Origin of the sequence: Mesorhizobium sp. M1B.F.Ca.ET.045.04.1.1 (assembly GCF_003952465.1) — a bacterium.
Taxonomy (GTDB): domain Bacteria; phylum Pseudomonadota; class Alphaproteobacteria; order Rhizobiales; family Rhizobiaceae; genus Mesorhizobium; species Mesorhizobium shonense.
Genome location: NZ_CP034448.1, coordinates 6,255,636 through 6,272,811, shown reverse-complemented (window position 1 = coordinate 6,272,811; position 17,176 = coordinate 6,255,636). Strand labels below are relative to the sequence as shown.

The window sequence follows — 17,176 nt, the reverse complement described above, 5'->3', positions numbered from 1 at the left end:
CGTCACAGCTTCAACGCCTTGAAGACGCGGCGAGGCATCAGGCGGATCGCCAGCATGATCCAGCGCCAGAATGACGGCACATAGACGACGTCCTTGCCCCTGAGGATGGCGTGATGGATGCGCCTGGCGACGGTGTCGGGCTGGGACCAGAGCAGGCCCTTCTCGAACGCCGCCGTCATCGGGGTGTCGACAAAGCCGGGCCTGATCGTGGTCACGCCGACACCCGCCTTGTAGAGCCGCTGCCGCAAGCCCTCCAGGAACGTGTCGACCGCCGCCTTGGCCGCCCCGTAAACGTAATTGCTCTGCCGTCCGCGATCGGCAGCCACCGAGGTGACGACGGCGATCCGGCCGGATCCCTTGCGTTCCATCAGCTCCGACAGGCGAGTGAGCAATGCCACGGTGCTGACGGCGTTCGTCTGGATCTCCTGTACCGTCAGCCTGGCCGATGCCTGGCAAAGCTGCTGGTCGGGCAAGGTGCCGTGCGCCACCAGCGCCACGTCGATGCCACCCAGAGCCTGCTCCGCCTGTGTCAGCACCGCGCGGTGCCGGTCGAGCTCGTTGATGTCGAGGACCTCGCATCCCGCGATCTCGGCGCCGCGCACGGCGAGGTCGTCGGCCGCCGCCTCGAGCCTGGCCTTGCGCCTTGCGACGAGGAACAACCTGTCGCCGTCATCCGCAAAGAGACGGGCCGTCGCCTCGGCGATCGCCGAGGTCGCTCCGATGATCAGAACCCTATGCATTGGCTGCCCCCTGTCGCGTGTCGCCGGAAGTCACGCGTCGCCAGAAGTCGGACGTGAAAGCGGGATCGCGATAGCGCTCGAAGCGATGCAGCGCCGGATACCCGCGCTCGAAGATCCTTGCCTTCATGCGGGCATCCTTGGCCGGGTAGACGGCGCCGCCCGCCTCGTCGGTGATCTCGTCCAGCGTATCGAGCAGGGCGAGCGTCGAGCGGCCGCGATCCGGAAAATCGAAGGCAAGCGTCGTTCCCGGTCTCGAGAAGGACAGCCAGCCCGGCGGCCTGCGGTTGCCGAAGACCTTCAGCACGGAGAGGAACGATCCTTCCCTGGCCCGCGCCACCCGGGCGATGATCTCGCCGATCGCGACCTCCGCCTGATCCTGCGGGATGACGCACTGATACTGGTAGAAACCCTTGCGGCCGAACAGCCGGTTCCAGTTCGGCACGGCATCGAGCGGATAGAAGAACGGCTCGTAATGGACGATGGCGCGCTTGCGGCGCGGCCGTCGGTAGACGGCCGTGTTGAACAGGCCGACCGCGGCCCTCGGCAGCAGCGAGACCGGGGGCGTGAACGGCAATCCCGGCTTGCGGCGGGAAGGCGCGGCGGCATGATGCCCGGCTGCGTGGTTGCCGCGGAAGAACAGCCCGCGGGCGCCGCCCGGCCCGGGTGCGAGGGAATCGATCCACGCGACCGTATATTCATAGGCGTTGTGCGAGGCGCTGCTGAGTTCCAGGAATTCCTCGACGCGCGAGAAGCGCAGGCTCTCCACCTCAATCGCTGGCCCATCGATCCGCTTGAGCGCAATCTCGGCCCAAAGAATGACGCCGGTGAGTCCGAGCCCGCCGATGGTCGCCCCGAACCAGTCGGCATTCTCGCGCGGTGAGCACAGGAGCCGGCTGCCGTCGGAACGCAGGAGCTCGAAGCGCCGCACGTGATGGCCGAAGCTTCCGGCCCAATGATGGTTCTTGCCGTGAACGTCGTTGGCGATGGCTCCGCCGACCGTCACCTGCTGGGTGCCCGGCGTCACCGGGAGAAACCAGCCCTTCGGGACGAAACGGCCAAGGATGTCGGACAGGAGAACGCCGGTTTCGCAGCGCAGGACGCCCGTGTCGGCCTCGAAGGAGATGAAGCGGTCGAGGCCGCGAAGATCGACGAGCGTGCCGCCGCTGTTCAGGCAGCTGTCGCCGTAGCTGCGCCCGTTGCCATAGGGCAGGAATGGACCGCCGCCTTCCTGAAGTTGTTCGTCGCGCCAATGCAGCCGGACCGCGCCTTGCGTGCCAGTCGCCGGCGGCCGCCCCCACGACCGGTATCGACCGTCGCGTCCCATCACATCGCCAGCCAGATAACGCCGCCGCCCAGGACGGCGAACGCCAGGCTGACACGGTCGCGCGCTGCGAAGACCAGCGGGTCGCTGCGCATCTCGCCGCGGCAGGTCTTGAGCCAGATCCGCGTCACCCAAAAAATGAGAAGGGGCACGAAAACCCAAAGAAGGCCGGGACGCGCATAGGCGATGAGGACCTGCGGTGTGCTGAGATAGAGGGCAAGCACGAGGGCCGCGACGTAGCCCGCTCCCACCCCCATGCTGTTGAGCATCTGCAGGTCGGCAAGCAGATAGCCCCGGCCCAAGCTCGCCTTTTTGCCGTGCTCCTGCATCAGCAACAGTTCGGCGCAGCGTTTGGCGAATGCCAGGCTGAGGAAGATGAAGATGGAGAAGGTCAGCAGCCACTGGGAAAGCGGGATACTTGCCGCCGCGCCACCAGCGAAAATCCTTGTCGTGTAGAGCAGGGCGAGCGTCACGACGTCGACCGCCTCCAGGCGCTTCAGGAAAAACGTATAGGCGAGCGTGACCGCATAGTAGACCGCCAGCACTGCGCCGAACTTCCAGGGCAGGAATGAGCTCAGCACCGCCGATCCCGCCAGCAATGCCGGGATAAGCACGAACCCATGCGCGATCGGGAGGCGGCCGGAGGCAAAGGGCCGGCGGCGCTTCTCGGGATGGCGGCGATCGTCCTCGATATCGACGATATCGTTGAGCAGATAGACGCTCGAGGCGCAAAGGCTGAAGGCGAAGAAGCCGGTCAGGAGCGCAACAAGCGCCTCGGTGTCGGTAAATCTCAAGGCGGCGATCAACGGCGTGAAGAGAAGCAGGTTCTTCAGCCATTGATGCAGGCGCAAGGCTTGAACATAAACGGCAAGCGTCGGCTTCCTGCGCGGAAACACCTCATCCACATGAGCGTGGGCAAATGCCCAGTTGACCGTGCGCGGCGATGCATTCACCACCGTCGCAAATCGCGCGGCGCGCCAGATCGGAAAGTCCGCCGCCGCATTCCCGGCATAGTCGAACCCATCGGTGCCAAAGCGGTCGCGCAGGGCGGCGAGTTTGTCATGGCTCGTCAAGTTGCGCTTTCCGTCGCTGGCAAAAACCTCCTCGAACAGGCCGAGCTGATGCGCGATCTCATGAGCAAGGGATTCGTGCGCGCCGGTGGCGAGAACGAGCCTCCGGCCGCGGGCTTTCTCCCGTTTCAGATGTTCGACGAGCGGCCGGTTGAAAGGCAGGGCCGAGAGGTCAAGCGCCACCCTTTTTGTGACTTGCGCCTTGAAGGCGGCCTTGCCGCCCATGAGCCACAGGGGCAAAAGCAGGATCGACAGGAACGACCGCTTCACCAGCGCGATGACGGACTCCACCAAAAGGTTGCTGTGGATCAGCGTACCGTCGAGGTCGACGACAAGGGGGACCGACGATTTCGTGGCATGCGGTGGTTCATCGGCCTTTGGGATCGCTTGGAGACGCTGCATAAGGGCTCTTTCTCTCTGACGTGTGCCCCGAACCTGCCGCTATCGGCCCGGGAAAGGCTTCGATAGCTGACCAGGCGCCCAATCCGAGCGCCACCGCGAACCAGAGCGTGGCGAGTCGAACGATGGTGGTCGTTGCAACGGCCTCGGGAGCCGTTGCACCGGCGTAAGCAAGAAAAGAAATCATGACGATTTCGGTGCTGCCCAGCCCGCCGGGCAGGAAGGACAACGCACCGGCAAGCATGGCCACGGCATAGATTCCGATTGCGGCCAGCGGTCCGATATTGAGGCCGAGTTCCTTGGCCACGATGTATGTGCCGAAGCCTTCCGCGCCCCAGGCCAGGAGGCCCAGAAGCGTTCCGATGATGGCAAGCCGGAACGTCATCATGGATCGCACGTCGCGAAGGAATGTCGTTGCGGCATTGGTCAGGGACGGAATGAGCCGTCCGGGCAAGAACCCGGAAAGCCGTTCGAGGCGCGCGATCGTGGCGGGATGCTGGGCGACGATCAGCGCCGCCACCAGCGCCGCGCCGAGAAGGCCGAACGAGCGGGTAACGGCACCGCCGGAGGTAACGATGAACATCGCGAGCACGCCGATCGCGACCAGGTCGAGCAGGCGCTCGTTGTAAAGGGCGGCCAGGCAACGCCTGGGGCTGATGCCGAACGGCCTGAGATACAAGGTTCGCAGGGCTTCGCCGACTTTTCCCGGCGTCGTCGTCAGCGCAAATCCCGTCAGGTAGATCAGGAAATGCCGCGATGCCGGCAGCGCGTTCGAAGAAGATGAAAGCATCAGCGACCAGCGCCAGAACCTGAGCGCATAGTTCACCAGGGACAGTGCGAGAACGATGGCCAGGACGCGCAAGTCGATCGCGGCCATGCTGGCCATGACGTCACCGAGGCCGACGCTTGAGGAAAGCATCAGGTACGCAGCAAGAAAAATGATGATCGTTGGGACAAGGAGACTTCTCGCTCGAAATGTGTTTCTGCCCTGTTCGCTACTCAGCATATGCACGCGCTCCGGAACTCGGCGGTTTTCGTGTGCGGATCTTTATGGAAGCGAACTTCCGGAATCCGGCCGGACTTTGCACCCGGTGTTTGGTCGGAGGTTCGTCTCCGGGCCAGGGGCGATGACCGTCTTTCTGATTTTTGCGGTCGGCTATGGCCTGTGCCTCGACACAGGCTTCGGTGAGAACGCAGCAGATTCTGCAAAGTTCCGGACGGTGCTGGCGACTTTATCTCGGCAGGGCAAAATCAGAGGGCAGGGCGCTTGGCTATGGCGAGGCCGATGCCGAGCGCGATCATCGCGCCGCCTGAGGCCTCTCGCAGGCGGCGTATCACACCGCCACGCCCGGCCGCGCCTTCCCTGATGCGGCCCGCCGCAAAAGCGACGACGACATCGGCGAGGGTGTTGAGCGTTACCGATACGAAGCCAAGGGCCATGAACTGCAGGGCGACGTGGCCGGCGCTGAGGTTCACGAACTGCGGAATGAAGGCCAGGAAGAAGGCCGCTGTCTTCGGGTTCAACGCCTCGACCAGCACCCCTTCGCGAAACGCGCGCCGGGCGCCGACCGCGGGCGCCGGAGTGCCGCCGTCCAGCATTGTCTCTGCCTCGCGGCGGGCGGCCTGAAAGGTACGAAAGCCAAGCCAGACGAGGTAGGCGGCGCCGATCAACTTCAGTACCGTGAACAGTTGCGCGCTTGCGAGCACGAGGGCGGAGACACCCAGGCTGCCGGCCAGCACATGGACCATGCCGCCCAGGCCCGTCCCGAAACTGGAGGCGATGCCTTCCGCGCGTCCGCCGGCGAGTGCGCGCGCGGCGACGTAGAAGATGCCTGGACCAGGCGTGATGGCGAGCAGCAACGCCGCGGCGAAGTACAAGGCGAACTGGGTCAAATCCGGCATGATGGGCTCAGGACTGCAGAGTTGGAGCGGGCGGGCTCACGACGGGATGAGAGGGGCGACCTCACGGTCGGAAGGCCGATCGCTCGCCGCGAGACCAGATGCGACACCGGCGCGGTCGGCCGCGTTGCGGTTTTGGCTCATCTTGCGCTTGCCTTCGAGCCTCGTGATCGGCATGCGCAGGCCGACTATCCCCTTTAATTGCGCCTGGATGAAATCCATTGGCGCATCCGATACGGCCCAGGACGAGGCGAGCCCGCCTTCATGCAGATTGGTCAGGCGTGTGACCACGTCGAGCAGCCTGTCGGCATCCTCGAAGAACTCGACCGGTCCATAGGCGTGGACGGCGACATAGTTCCAGGTCGGCACCACCTTTCCGGTTTCCTGCTTGGTCTGGTACCAGGCCGGCGTCACATAGGCGTCCGGCCCCATGAAGATCGCCAGGCCTTCGCCAAGCGGCGGAGCGCGCCACTGCGGATTTGCCTTCGCGACATGGCCATAGATCACGCCATGCTCGCCCTCTGTCTCGTCGAGGAAAAGCGGCAATGGCGTCGCCAGCGGTCCTTCCGCCGTGGCGGTGACCAGAGTCGCCAGTCGCGCCGCGCGGATCGTTGCGCTCAGGCTCTCATGATCGTCGTCGCGGAAGGCGGGCGGGATGTACATGGCGAAACTCCTTGCGTTGCAGGAAAAGATGCCCGAAAGCTGGCTTGCTTGGAACATCCAGTTTTGAAGGGTTTCAGTGGTCCAGTTGGAACAGGATGGTGTGGCGCGCCGGATCATCGCGGCGATCAAGGCACAGATCCACAGCGGCGCCTACCGGCCCGGTGACCGTTTGCCGTCGACGCGGGCCTTCGCCGTCGAATGGGGGGCGTCTCGAACCGCGGTGACGGCGGCCTACAACCAGCTCGACGCCGAAGGCTATCTGATCATCGGGCAGGGGGCACGTGCGATCGTGGCTCCGGGACTGGAGACAGCGTCAGTGGAGTCGCCCGTCACGACTGCTTCGGCCCGAAACATTTCCGCGTTCGCCCGGCGTCTGCTCACTCTGCCTCCGCCGGCGGAACAGCAACCGGCCAGAGTCGCGGATTTCCGCTATGGCGACCTGTCAGGGGCGGACTTCCCTGTGCTGGCCTGGCGGCGGGCGTCAAGCAAGGCCATTCTCCGGCGCGGCGCTCGGCTGCGTTATGGCGACCCGCAGGGATCCTTTGCTCTCCGGAGTGCGCTTCAAACCTATCTCTGGCGCGCCCGCAGCATCAGCTGCACGCCTGACCAGATCGTCATCGTCAACGGCTCGCAGCAAGGGCTCGACCTCTGCGCGCGGCTGCTGCTCGATCCCGGCGATCCGTTCGTGATCGAGAACCCGGGCTATCTGCTCGCCCGTCATGCCTTTGTTGCGGCGGGAGGCATTGCTGTGCCCGTTGCGGTCGACGCGGACGGGCTAAGAACGGATGCGCTGCCGCCGGCCCGTCTGGCCTATGTCACGCCGTCGCACCAGTTTCCGCTCGGCGGCGTGCTGTCGGCGACGCGGCGGCGTTCGCTTCTGGCTTGGGCCACCGGCACGGGGGCCTATGTTGTGGAGGACGACTATGACGGTGAATACCGTCACGATATTACCCCCATCCCGCCTCTGCAGACTCTCGACGCAAACTCCGTCATCTATGTCGGCACGCTGTCCAAGACGCTCTCGCCCACCTTGCGGCTCGGCTATCTCGTCGTGCCCGCCAGCCTGCGCCGGGCGTTCAGCGAGGCGAAGCGCCTGACTGATCGGCATGCCCCGACGCTGGAACAGGACGTGCTGGCCGACCTTTTGGCGAGCGGCGCTTACGAGCGTCATGTCCGCAGCATCCGCAGGAAGAACGCCGAGCGCAGGGAAGTCCTGCTGCAGGCGCTGGCCGATCATCTGGGTCCGAAGGTCGCGGTCGCTGGGGCCGACACCGGATTGCATGTCGTTGCCTGGGTGAACGGCATCGCCGCCGAACGCGAGCCGGAGATCATCGCGGCCGCGCGGGATGTCGGGATCGGCCTCTATCCGGTGTCGCCGCTCTATGACCCGACCGCGCCGCGACCTGCAACGGCTGGCTTCATTCTGGGTTACGCCGGGCTCGACACGGAGGCGCTGCGACGCGGCGTTGCGGTGCTGGCCAGGCTATTGGCCGAGCGGCGCTAGTTCCCCCTACACAGGGATTTTGAAAGGCTGTCGTTTGTCTTGGCGCAAGATTTTCCGTTCATTTCCGCGAAATCAGCGCAGACGCCGGAGATTGGCTGAAGCCGCCCCAACCTCGTCATTCTATGGCGGAGCAAGGAGCGAAGCGACGCGGCGCAGACCATAGAATCCATGCCGTGACTTGGAAGCGCCGCCAAGGTGCAGAATTTTGCTCCGTTGCACTCCTTGGCGAAGGTAACGGCATGGATTCTAGGGTCTTCGCGACGGAGCTTCGCTCCTTGCTCCGCCCTAGAATGACGATCGCGATGGGCGTTTCGGCCAATCTCCAAGGCATGCCGCCTGCCAACGCAAACAGAGCCGACCGGTCAAAATCCCTGTGCAGTGCTGCCGCTAGAGCAATTTCAGGAAAAGTGCGATGCGGTTTTCCGTTCGGAATTGCGTAAAGACAGACAGTTAGAGCAGTTCAGCGAAACGCTGAACTGCTCTAACCTATCGACGCCTTAGAAGATCTCGTTGGTGAGCTGCCTTACCGGACCAAGCATGATCGAACCGGTCGGCACGCCGTTGTCGATCGGGATGGCCCGGCGCTCCGGCATGTCGGCCACCGGCTCGCCGATATCCGCTGTCACGACAACAGGGCTCTTGTTCGGCACGCGATCATAGAGGTCGATGATGTCCTGATTGATCAGGCGCACGCAGCCCGACGAGACCGACTTGCCGATCGACCACCATTCCGGCGAGCCGTGCAGGCGGTACAGCGTGTCTTGATTCCCCTGGAACAGATAGAGCGCGCGGGCGCCGAGCGGGTTCTTCAGTCCGCCTTGCATGCCGCCATTCTTGGCGCTGAATTGCGTCAGTTCCGGCTGGCGGGCGACCATCTCGTCCGGCGGTGTCCATTTCGGCCATTTCTGCTTCCACTGCACCACGGCATCGCCCGACCATTCGAAGCCGGCGCGGCCGAGGCCGACGCCGTAGCGGATCGCCTGGCCGCCCTCGCGCACCAGATAGAGGAAGTGGTTGGTGGTATCGACCACGATGGTGCCCGGCCGCTGTCCGGTCGGATCGGGAACGATCTGGCGCAAGAACCTGTGATCGATCTTGTTCACCGGGATGGCCGGCAGGTCGAAGCCGTTGTCCGACATCGTCCCATACATCGTCTCATAGTCGCCGAGCGGCGGCTCGACATAGGCCGGCGGTGGCGGCTGGACGGGTTCGGGGCCTGGACCGGTGGTCGAGCAGGCGGAAACCGCGGCCGAAGCAGCGCCAAGGGCTGTGAGATTGAGGAAGCCACGACGGCTGATGCGGAAGGAAGCGTCTGACATGGTTGCCTTTTCTAGGTCTTTAATTCGCAAGAAAGCATGAATCCGCAGGCTGGCTGCCGGCAGCTCCAATAACAGTCGGCGGTGATAGGCGGTTCCAATTCTGGCCTCAGGGTGGACAAACAAAGGCGAAGCTGTGACCGCGACACATCTGTTGCGCTGCAGCAACAGCAAGATCAGGCGCCTGCCAAAAGGCCTTCGAGCGAGGGCAGGATCAGCCCCGGCGGAAAGTCCCGGTATTCGTCCGGCTGGTTGGTGCGGTTGATCCATACTGTCCGGAAGCCGAACTTGGTGGCGCCCGCGACGTCCCAGCGGTTGGAAGACTGGAACGACACCGCTTCCGGGTAGAGCCGCCAGCCGGTGACCACCATGTCGTAGACCGACGGGTCGGTCTTGAAGCGCTTGATCTCGTCGACCGAAAAGACGTCGTCGAGGATCTGGTCGAGGGCGGCGGATTTCGCCGCCGCCCGCAGCATTTCCGGCGAGCCGTTGGACAGGATCGCGAGCTTCGCTCCCGATGCCTTCAGCGCTTTCAGCACCGCCGGCACTTCCGGATAGCAGTCGAGCCGCCAATAGGCTTCCAGCAGCCTGGCCCTTAACGCCGGATCGGCCGAGGGCACCTTGCGCAGCGCGAAGTCCAGCGCCTGCTCAGTCAACTGCCAGAAATCGGCATAGGCGCCCATCAGCGTCCGCACCCAGGAATATTCGAGCTGCTTGGCGCGCCAGATTTCGGAGAGAAGCTGGCCGTCCGGTCCGATCTCGCCGGCATGGCGGCGCACGGCCGCGTGCACGTCGAACAACGTGCCGTAGGCGTCGAAGACATAGGCCGCATGGTGCATGGAGAGAAGTTTTGCGGCGCGCCGGGGCGCAGCGCAAGCGATGATTGCGGTCAAGTGCCTCTGGCCTCAACGATTTTTGCCGATGTCGGTTGACGCCGGCCGTCAAAGCATCGTCCTATGGCGCCCCTGAAATTACTCATTTTGGACGGCGAACATGACACTGGCGGCGGCGGCGCAGTCCGCGACATGGACCTGTGTGGACGGCGACTGGTACGAGGGCAACGTCGCCATTCTCGGACCGCGCAGCCATGCCATGTGGCTGGGCACAAGCGTCTTCGACGGCGCCCGCTGGTTCGAGGGCGTGGCGCCCGACCTCGATCGCCACGCCGCGCGCGTGAACGCCTCGGCGATCGCGCTCGGCCTGAAGCCCTCCATGACGACGGAAGAGATCGTCGGGCTGACCTGGGATGGCCTGAAGAAATTCGACGGCAAGACCGCCGTCTACATCAGGCCGATGTACTGGGCCGAGCATGGCGGCTATATGGGCGTTCCGGCCGATCCATCCTCGACCCGCTTCTGTCTTTGCCTCTACGAAGCCCCGATGATTCCGCCTTCCGGCTTTTCGATCGGCGTCTCGCCGTTCCGGCGGCCGACCATCGAGACGATGCCGACCAATGCCAAGGCCGGCTGCCTCTATCCCAACAACGGCCGCGCCATCCTCGAGGCCAAGATGCGCGGCTTCGACAACGCGCTGGTGCTGGACATGCTGGGCAATGTCGCCGAAACCGGCACCTCCAATATTTTCCTGGTCAAGGACGGCCATGTGATGACGCCAGCGGCGAACGGCACGTTCCTCTCCGGCATCACCCGTTCGCGCACGATCAACCTGCTCGGCGATTACGGCTTCAGGACCACCGAGAAGGCATTGTCGATCCGCGACTTTCTCGAAGCGGACGAGATCTTTTCGACCGGCAACCATTCGAAGGTGGTGCCGGTCACCCGCATCGAGGACCGCGATCTTCAGCCCGGACCGGTGGCCAAGAAGGCGCGCGAGCTCTATTGGGATTGGGCGCATTCGACTTCCGCCGCCTGAGCCGATAAAAAGGCGATCGGCGCTTCGTTCTGGAGTTGCCCCAACCCATTCCAGACCTATCTTAGTTCGGTAGTTTCACCGGATTTTTTTCCACGAGGGAGTACATCCATGGCTTTTGAGTTGCCCGCTTTGCCTTACGACTATGAGGCCCTGCAGCCTTACATGTCGAAGGAGACGCTGGAGTATCACCACGACAAGCACCACAAGGCCTATGTCGACAACGGCAACAAGCTGGCCGCCGAGGCTGGAATGGGCGATCTTTCGGTCGAAGAGGTCGTGAAGCAGTCCTTCGGCAAGAATGCCGGGCTCTTCAACAATGCCGCCCAGCACTACAACCACATCCATTTCTGGAAATGGATGAAGAAGGGCGGCGGCGGCAACAAGCTGCCGGGCGCTTTGCAGAAGGCCGTCGATGCCGATCTCGGCGGCTACGACAAGTTCAAGGCCGACTTCATCGCCGCCGGCACCACCCAGTTCGGCTCCGGCTGGGCCTGGCTCTCGGTCAAGGATGGCAAGCTCGCGATCTCGAAGACCCCCAATGGCGAAAACCCGCTGGTCCATGGTGCTTCGCCGGTCCTCGGCGTCGATGTGTGGGAGCACTCCTATTACATCGACTACCGCAACGCGCGGCCGAAATATCTCGAAGCATTCGTCGATAGCCTCATCAACTGGGACTATGTCCTGGAGCTCTACGAAAAGGCGAAAGGCTGACCAATTCGACGAAAAGCCCCGGCAAGTGAACTGACCCCCGAAAGTTGGACACAACCTTCGGGGGTTTTGCATGTCCAAACACAGTGCGCGTTTCAAGCGCTCGGTTGTCGATAGCTATTTGTGCGGGGATGAAAGCTACGCGAGTGCGGCGTCTAAGCGTGGAGTTGACGCGGCGACTGTGCGCAAGTGGGTTGCTTTGTACCAGGCGCATGGCGATGCCGGGCTGTCGCGGAAGTACGGTCGTTACGATGTGGCGTTCAAGCTGTCGGTGCTCGAGCGGATGTGGAAGGACGGTCTGTCGCATCGCCAGACGGCGACGCTGTTCAATATCCGCAATTCCGGTTGCCTGACGGGCTGGGAGAAGCACTATCATGCGGGTGGGATAGAGGCGCTCGGCCCCCGCCCCAGAGGACGACCCATGTCAAAGCCGCCGGCCCCTGCGGTGCCTGTTGCAGCCAGTGACGAGGCCAAAAGCCGCGAAGAATTGCTGGCCGAGTTGAAGCAGTTGCGGATGGAGAACGCCTACCTAAAAAAACTGAAGGCCTTAACGCAGGAACATGCGCCCAAAAAGCGCAAGCCGTCCAAGCGTTAAGGCCGTTTTATCCGCTTAAGGGCCTGCTCGACCTGGCGAAGCTGCCGCGCAGCACGTTCTATTACAGGCAAAAGGCGGCCTCGCGCCCGGACCGTCATGCGGCGCTGAAGGAGGCGATCAAGGCCATCTTCGACAGCCACAAGGGCCGCTATGGCTATCGCCGGGTGACCGCGCAACTGCGCCAGTTGGGCCAATGCGTCAACCATAAGACCGTCCAGAGCCTGATGGCCGGGATGGGATTGAAGTCACTGGTCAGGCCGAAGAAGTATCGTTCCTACAGGGGCGAGATCGGGCGGACCGCTCCCGATCTCTTGCAGCGCAAGTTCGGCGCCGACCGCGCCAACCGCAAATGGGTGACCGACGTGACGGAGTTCAGCGTGGCCGGCGACAAGCTCTACCTGTCTCCCATCATGGATCTCTACAATGGCGAGATCGTCGCCTTCGAGACGGCGCGCCGGTCGCGCTTCAAACTGGTGGACAACATGCTGACCAAAGCCTTCGCCCGGCTCAACGAGGACGAGCGGCCGATCCTGCATTCCGATCAGGGATGGCAATACCAGATGTCGGCATTCCAGCGCAGGCTGGAGGCCAGAGGCCTTGCACAGAGCATGTCACGCAAAGGCAATTGCCTCGACAACGCACCGATGGAGAGCTTCTTCGCCACACTCAAGTCCGAGCTCTTCCATCCGGAAAGGTTCGACACTGTCCAAAGCCTCGATACGGCCATCAAGGGCTACATCGACTATTACAACCACCGCCGCATCAAACTGAAACTGAAAGGGCTGGCCCCTGTGCAATACAGGACCCAGCCCTTAAATCCACCAGCTCAATGAACCGTCCAACTTTACGGGGTCAGTTCAAAGCCGGGGCTTTTCTTTTTCGTCGGCTACAGGAGGCCGATCCTGGTTCGGGAAATCGTTGCGACGGCACGGAATATTTCCGCCGTGGCGTCCGTTAACCTTCGGTCGCGTACTCTCTTTCCTTCACCATGGAGCCAATTGAATGAGAAAGCTCGTCCTCGCCATCTCTATGCTCGCCTTTGCCGGTTCGGTCGCCTTTGCCGATCCGATCAAGGATCGCCAGGCCCTGATGAAGGAGCGCGGCAAGCTCGCCGGCCAATTGTCGAAGGTCGTCAAGGGCGAAGACGATTTCGATGCGGCCGCGGTGCTGACCACACTCAAGGCCTTGCAGGCCAATGCCGAGAAATTCGATGCCGACACGTTGTTCCCGGCCGGCAGCGACAAGGGCGACACCACGGCTGCGCCGAAGATCTGGGAAGATACGGCGGGCTTCAAGGCGGCCGGAGACAAGCTCGTGGCCGACGTCAAGGCCGCGGTCGCCTCGCCGCCGGCCGATGTCGATGCGCTGAAGGCGCAGCTCAACACGATCGGGGGCGACTGCGGCACCTGCCATCAGAGCTACAGGATCAAGAAGGGCTGATCGCCTGCCATGGCCTGGCTGAAGAAGCTCGTCGGCGCCGTTATCGTGCTGGGCGGCGCCGGCGCGATCGCCGGCTGGGCGCTGTCCGCGCCCGCCAGGCTTGATGCCGTGGCTACCGCGCAACTCGGGCCGGGCGACACCGCCAGGGGCAAGCGCATCTTCAATGCCGGCGGCTGCACGTCCTGCCATGCCAGACCGGGGTCGAAGGGTGACGCTCGCCTGGAGCTTGCCGGCGGGCTGGAGCTGAAGACACCGTTCGGCACCTTCGTGCCGCCCAACATCTCGCAGGATCAAAAGGACGGCATCGGCGCCTGGAGCGAGGCGGATTTCGCCAATGCGATGCTGAAGGGCGTCTCGCCCTCCGGCGAGCACTTTTATCCGGCCTTTCCTTACGCCTCATACGCACGCATGAAGCCGGCCGATGTCGCCGACCTCTACGCCTACATGAAGACACTGCCGGCGGTCGCCGGCAAGGCGCCCGGCCACAAGCTCTCTTTCCCCTTCAACATCCGTCGTGGCATTGGTCTCTGGAAGCGGCTCTATCTCAGCCCCGAGCCGGTGATCGCCTTGCCTGACGGCGCGCCGGACAAGGTGCTGGCCGGCCGCTATCTGGTCGAGGGCCCCGGCCATTGCGGCGAATGCCACTCGCCGCGCGACTTCGCCGGTGGCGTCAAGAAGGCCGAGTGGCTGGCCGGCGCCGTGGCGGCGGAAGGCAAGGGCGTTGTGCCCAACATTACCCCGGAGGGCGGCACGAAGGACTGGTCGGAATCCGACATTGCCAACTACCTCGAAACCGGCTTCACGCCCGATTTCGATTCCGTCGGCGGCGCCATGGTCGAAGTGCAGCGCAACATGGCCCAGTTGACGGCCGACGACCGCGCCGCGATCGCCGCTTATCTCAAGGCCGTCCCGCCGCACCCCAACGGCTATCCGGCGCGCAAGCCGGCGACCTGAGAACCTGACTTAAGGGTGGCGGTCGCCGAGGAAATCGAAGCCGTTCTCGAAGAAGTGATTATAGTCGCAGGTCAGTTCCTCGCCGGGCGCGATGTCGCGCAGCGCGTAGGTTTCCTCGGGCGACGAGACGTCGCAGTTCGGCTCGTCCGCGTGGTTCATGTAGCGGGCGTCATCGGCCTCGAAGACGATGAAGTTGGGATCGCGTCGGTCCGGATAGGAATAGCGGTCGAGATAGGATTTCACCGGACCGGTTTCGTTCTCATAAGTCTCCACCGCGATGCGCCGGTCAAACCTGGGATCGAGCTTCCAGATCAACGTGCCGCGCGGGATGCGGTGCTTGGCGAAGACACCGATGCCCTGGATGGGCGATTTGTCGAGAAAGACGTCGACGAGCAGCATGACGAACCTTGCGAATGTATGGTGGGCGCGGCCGGAAAGGCTGCGACCAAAAACGACGGCGCATTGCGTAACGCGAGGCGGTCGCAATTGCGAGCAAAAATCAGGTCTTGCCGGTCACTTTCAAGGCATAGGCGTAGATGTATGCAATCTCCTCCAGCCGCGAGAACCGGCCCGACGCGCCGGCATGGCCGGACTCCATGTTGATCTTGAACAGCACCGGATTGTCGCCCGCCTTGCGCTCGCGCAGCCGCGCCACCCATTTGGCCGGCTCCCAATAGGTGACGCGCGGATCGGTGAGCCCGGCCAGCGCCAGGATCGGTGGATAGTCGAGCGCCGCGACATTGTCGTAGGGCGAATAGGCCGCGATCGTGTTGTAGTCGTCGGCGGAAGCGATTGGGTTGCCCCATTCCGGCCATTCCGGCGGCGTCAGCGGCAGGCTGGCGTCGAGCATGGTGGTGAGCACGTCGACGAACGGCACCTCGGCGACGATGCCGCCGAAACTCTCGGGCGCCATGTTGGCGATCGCCCCCATCAGCATGCCGCCGGCCGAGCCGCCTTGGGCGACGATGCGGTCGTGTTGCGTGTACCGCTCCGCCACCAGATGGCGCGCGCAGGCGATGAAGTCGGTGAAGGTATTCATCTTGTGCGCCCGCTTGCCGTCGTCGTACCAGCCATAGCCCTTGTCCTTGCCGCCGCGTATATGCGCGATGGCGAAGACGAAGCCGCGATCGACGAGCGAGAACCAGTTAGTGTTGAAGGCTGCCGGCACCGCGATGCCGTAGGAGCCGTAGCCGTAGAGCAGGCAGGGGGCCGAGCCGTCGAGCGGCGTGTCGTGGCGGTGCAGGAGCGAGATCGGCACCAGTTCGCCGTCGGCGGCAGGCGCCATCAGCCGACGTGTGACATAGCGCTCCGGATCGTGGCCCGAAGGCACTTCCTGCGTCTTCAAAAGCACGCGCTCGCGGGTGCGCATGTTGTAGTCGAACACCTGCGCCGGCGTCGTCATCGACGAATAGGTGAAGCGCATCACCTCGGTGTCGTATTCGTAGGAGCCGGAGAGGCCGAGCGAGAAGGCCTCCTCGTCGAAGGAAATGAAATGCTCTTCGCCGTTCGAGCGGTCGCGCACGACGACGCGCGGCAGGCCCTCCTTGCGCTCCAGCCTGACCATGTGGTGGTTGAAGCCGAGCACTGACAGGATCAGCCGGCCGGGTTCATGCGGCACCAGTTCCTTCCAGTTTGCGCGCACCGGATCCTCGACCGGCGCGGTCATGATCTTGAAGTCCTTGGCGCCGTCGGCATTGGTGAGGACGAAGAAGACGTCGCCGCCTTCCTCCAGGTCATATTGCAGGCCGGCTTCGCGGACCGCTACCAGCGTCGGCTCGGCGAACGGTTCGTCGGCCCGCAGAAGCCGGTATTCCGATGTCTCATGGTCGTTGATGCCGATCATGATCCAGTCGTTGGAGCGCGTACCGCTGACATCCATGAAGAAACCCGGGTCGGTCTCCTCATAGATCAGCCGGTCGTTTTCTAGCCTGTCGCCAAGTGCATGGAAGAACACTTTTGACGGGCGGTGGTTGTCGTCGAGGCGGGTGTAGAAGAAGCCGTCGTCGCCGGTGTTCCACACACCGCCGCCACCCGTATCAGGGATCCGGTCGGCCAGTTCCTCACCGCTGGCGACATCGCGCACGCGCAGCGTGAAGAATTCCGAGCCCTTGTCGTCGAACGCCCAGAGCAGCTTCCTGTGATCGGCCGAATGATCGACGCCGCCGAGACGGAAATAGGGTTTGCCTTCGGCTTCCGCGTCGCCGTCGAGCAGGATCTCCTCAGCGCCGCCGTCGCGCGGCGTGCGGAAGTAACGCGGCTGCTCGCCGCCCTGCCGGAAGGACGAGCCATAGGCATAGGGACCGTCCTTCATCGGCACGGTGGAATCGTCTTCCTTGATGCGTCCCTTCATCTCGGCGAACAGCTTGGCCCGCAGTGCGGCCGTGTCGGCCATCAGCGCCGCCTGGTAGGTATTCTCGGCCTCGAGATGGACGCGGATCGCGCCGTCGAGGAGCGATGGGTCCCTGAACATCGCCTGCCAGTTGTCGGCGCGCATCCAGGCATAGTCGTCGGTGCGAGTGATGCCGTGATGCACATCGAAGACAGGGCGTTTCTCGGGCCGTGGCGGGTTGGCGGTCGGGAAGGCGGCCAGGAAGCTGGAAGGTCTGGTCATTACGTCTCGCTGTGGAATTCGCCTGAAATTTTGCTTGAATGGCAAATGAACACGTCGCTCAGCAGCGGTTCAAGGGGCGGGGTT

At 63.6% G+C, this 17,176-nt stretch carries 15 protein-coding genes and 1 pseudogene; 6 read left to right on the top strand and 10 right to left on the bottom strand.

Features of this window, described 5'->3' with window-relative positions:
- Positions 1-2 precede the first annotated feature (2 nt).
- The 6 genes from EJ071_RS31315 to EJ071_RS31290 form a co-directional block, all read right to left on the bottom strand.
- Positions 3-740 (bottom strand): SDR family oxidoreductase, encoded by a 738-nt coding sequence (locus EJ071_RS31315; protein ID WP_126101302.1) that lies wholly within the window; start codon positions 738-740, stop codon positions 3-5.
- Positions 733-2,064, bottom strand: a complete 1,332-nt coding sequence (locus EJ071_RS31310; RefSeq protein WP_126101301.1) for an FAD-binding oxidoreductase — start codon at positions 2,062-2,064, stop codon at positions 733-735. Before EJ071_RS31310 ends, EJ071_RS31315 begins: the two co-directional genes overlap by 8 nt.
- Positions 2,064-3,533: a UbiA family prenyltransferase gene (locus EJ071_RS31305; protein ID WP_126101300.1), complete on the bottom strand. Its 1,470-nt coding sequence runs from the start codon at positions 3,531-3,533 to the stop codon at positions 2,064-2,066. Before EJ071_RS31305 ends, EJ071_RS31310 begins: the two co-directional genes overlap by 1 nt.
- Complete coding sequence (locus tag EJ071_RS31300) at positions 3,499-4,416, bottom strand: lysylphosphatidylglycerol synthase transmembrane domain-containing protein (RefSeq protein ID WP_245460371.1); 918 nt, start codon at positions 4,414-4,416, stop codon at positions 3,499-3,501. The genes EJ071_RS31305 and EJ071_RS31300 overlap by 35 nt, the downstream gene beginning before the upstream one ends.
- A 365-nt stretch (positions 4,417-4,781) precedes the next feature.
- The gene (locus EJ071_RS31295) at positions 4,782-5,432 is read right to left on the bottom strand and encodes a LysE family translocator (RefSeq protein WP_126101298.1); all 651 of its coding nucleotides are present in this window, start codon (positions 5,430-5,432) and stop codon (positions 4,782-4,784) included.
- A 36-nt stretch (positions 5,433-5,468) separates the two neighbouring features.
- A complete protein-coding gene (locus EJ071_RS31290; RefSeq protein ID WP_126101297.1) occupies positions 5,469-6,092 on the bottom strand; it encodes an FMN-binding negative transcriptional regulator in 624 nt (207 codons plus the stop codon).
- A 100-nt stretch (positions 6,093-6,192) separates the two neighbouring features.
- On the opposite strand from EJ071_RS31290, the gene EJ071_RS31285 reads away from it, so the two are divergent.
- Positions 6,193-7,596 carry a PLP-dependent aminotransferase family protein gene (locus EJ071_RS31285; RefSeq protein ID WP_245460041.1) on the top strand — a complete coding sequence of 468 codons (1,404 nt, stop codon included), beginning with the start codon at positions 6,193-6,195 and terminating at the stop codon, positions 7,594-7,596.
- Between the two features lie 497 nt (positions 7,597-8,093).
- Here EJ071_RS31285 and EJ071_RS31275 read toward each other — a convergent pair whose 3' ends face one another.
- Both EJ071_RS31275 and EJ071_RS31270 read right to left on the bottom strand, forming a co-directional pair.
- Complete coding sequence (locus EJ071_RS31275; protein ID WP_126101294.1) at positions 8,094-8,915, bottom strand: L,D-transpeptidase; 822 nt, start codon at positions 8,913-8,915, stop codon at positions 8,094-8,096.
- Between the two features lie 173 nt (positions 8,916-9,088).
- Positions 9,089-9,751: a haloacid dehalogenase type II gene (locus tag EJ071_RS31270; RefSeq protein WP_126102795.1), complete on the bottom strand. Its 663-nt coding sequence runs from the start codon at positions 9,749-9,751 to the stop codon at positions 9,089-9,091.
- A gap of 154 nt (positions 9,752-9,905) precedes the next feature.
- Here EJ071_RS31270 and EJ071_RS31265 point away from each other — a divergent pair, with 154 nt between their 5' ends.
- The 5 genes and pseudogenes from EJ071_RS31265 to EJ071_RS31245 all read left to right on the top strand — a co-directional run bounded on the left by EJ071_RS31265 (position 9,906) and on the right by EJ071_RS31245 (position 14,481).
- Entirely contained in the window at positions 9,906-10,784 is an 879-nt protein-coding gene (locus tag EJ071_RS31265) for a branched-chain amino acid aminotransferase (RefSeq protein ID WP_126101293.1), read from the top strand.
- 108 nt (positions 10,785-10,892) lie between these two features.
- Complete coding sequence (locus EJ071_RS31260; RefSeq protein ID WP_126101292.1) at positions 10,893-11,495, top strand: superoxide dismutase; 603 nt, start codon at positions 10,893-10,895, stop codon at positions 11,493-11,495.
- 70 nt (positions 11,496-11,565) lie between these two features.
- Positions 11,566-12,920 (top strand): annotated as a pseudogene (locus tag EJ071_RS31255) (IS3 family transposase).
- 169 nt (positions 12,921-13,089) lie between these two features.
- Positions 13,090-13,527 (top strand): cytochrome c, encoded by a 438-nt coding sequence (locus EJ071_RS31250; RefSeq protein ID WP_126101291.1) that lies wholly within the window; start codon positions 13,090-13,092, stop codon positions 13,525-13,527.
- A gap of 9 nt (positions 13,528-13,536) precedes the next feature.
- Positions 13,537-14,481: a cytochrome c gene (locus EJ071_RS31245; RefSeq protein ID WP_126101290.1), complete on the top strand. Its 945-nt coding sequence runs from the start codon at positions 13,537-13,539 to the stop codon at positions 14,479-14,481.
- A 9-nt stretch (positions 14,482-14,490) separates the two neighbouring features.
- Here EJ071_RS31245 and EJ071_RS31240 read toward each other — a convergent pair whose 3' ends face one another.
- Both EJ071_RS31240 and EJ071_RS31235 read right to left on the bottom strand, forming a co-directional pair.
- Positions 14,491-14,880, bottom strand: a complete 390-nt coding sequence (locus EJ071_RS31240) for an SET domain-containing protein-lysine N-methyltransferase (RefSeq protein ID WP_126101289.1) — start codon at positions 14,878-14,880, stop codon at positions 14,491-14,493.
- Between the two features lie 100 nt (positions 14,881-14,980).
- Complete coding sequence (locus EJ071_RS31235; protein ID WP_126101288.1) at positions 14,981-17,092, bottom strand: S9 family peptidase; 2,112 nt, start codon at positions 17,090-17,092, stop codon at positions 14,981-14,983.
- Positions 17,093-17,176 lie beyond the last annotated feature (84 nt).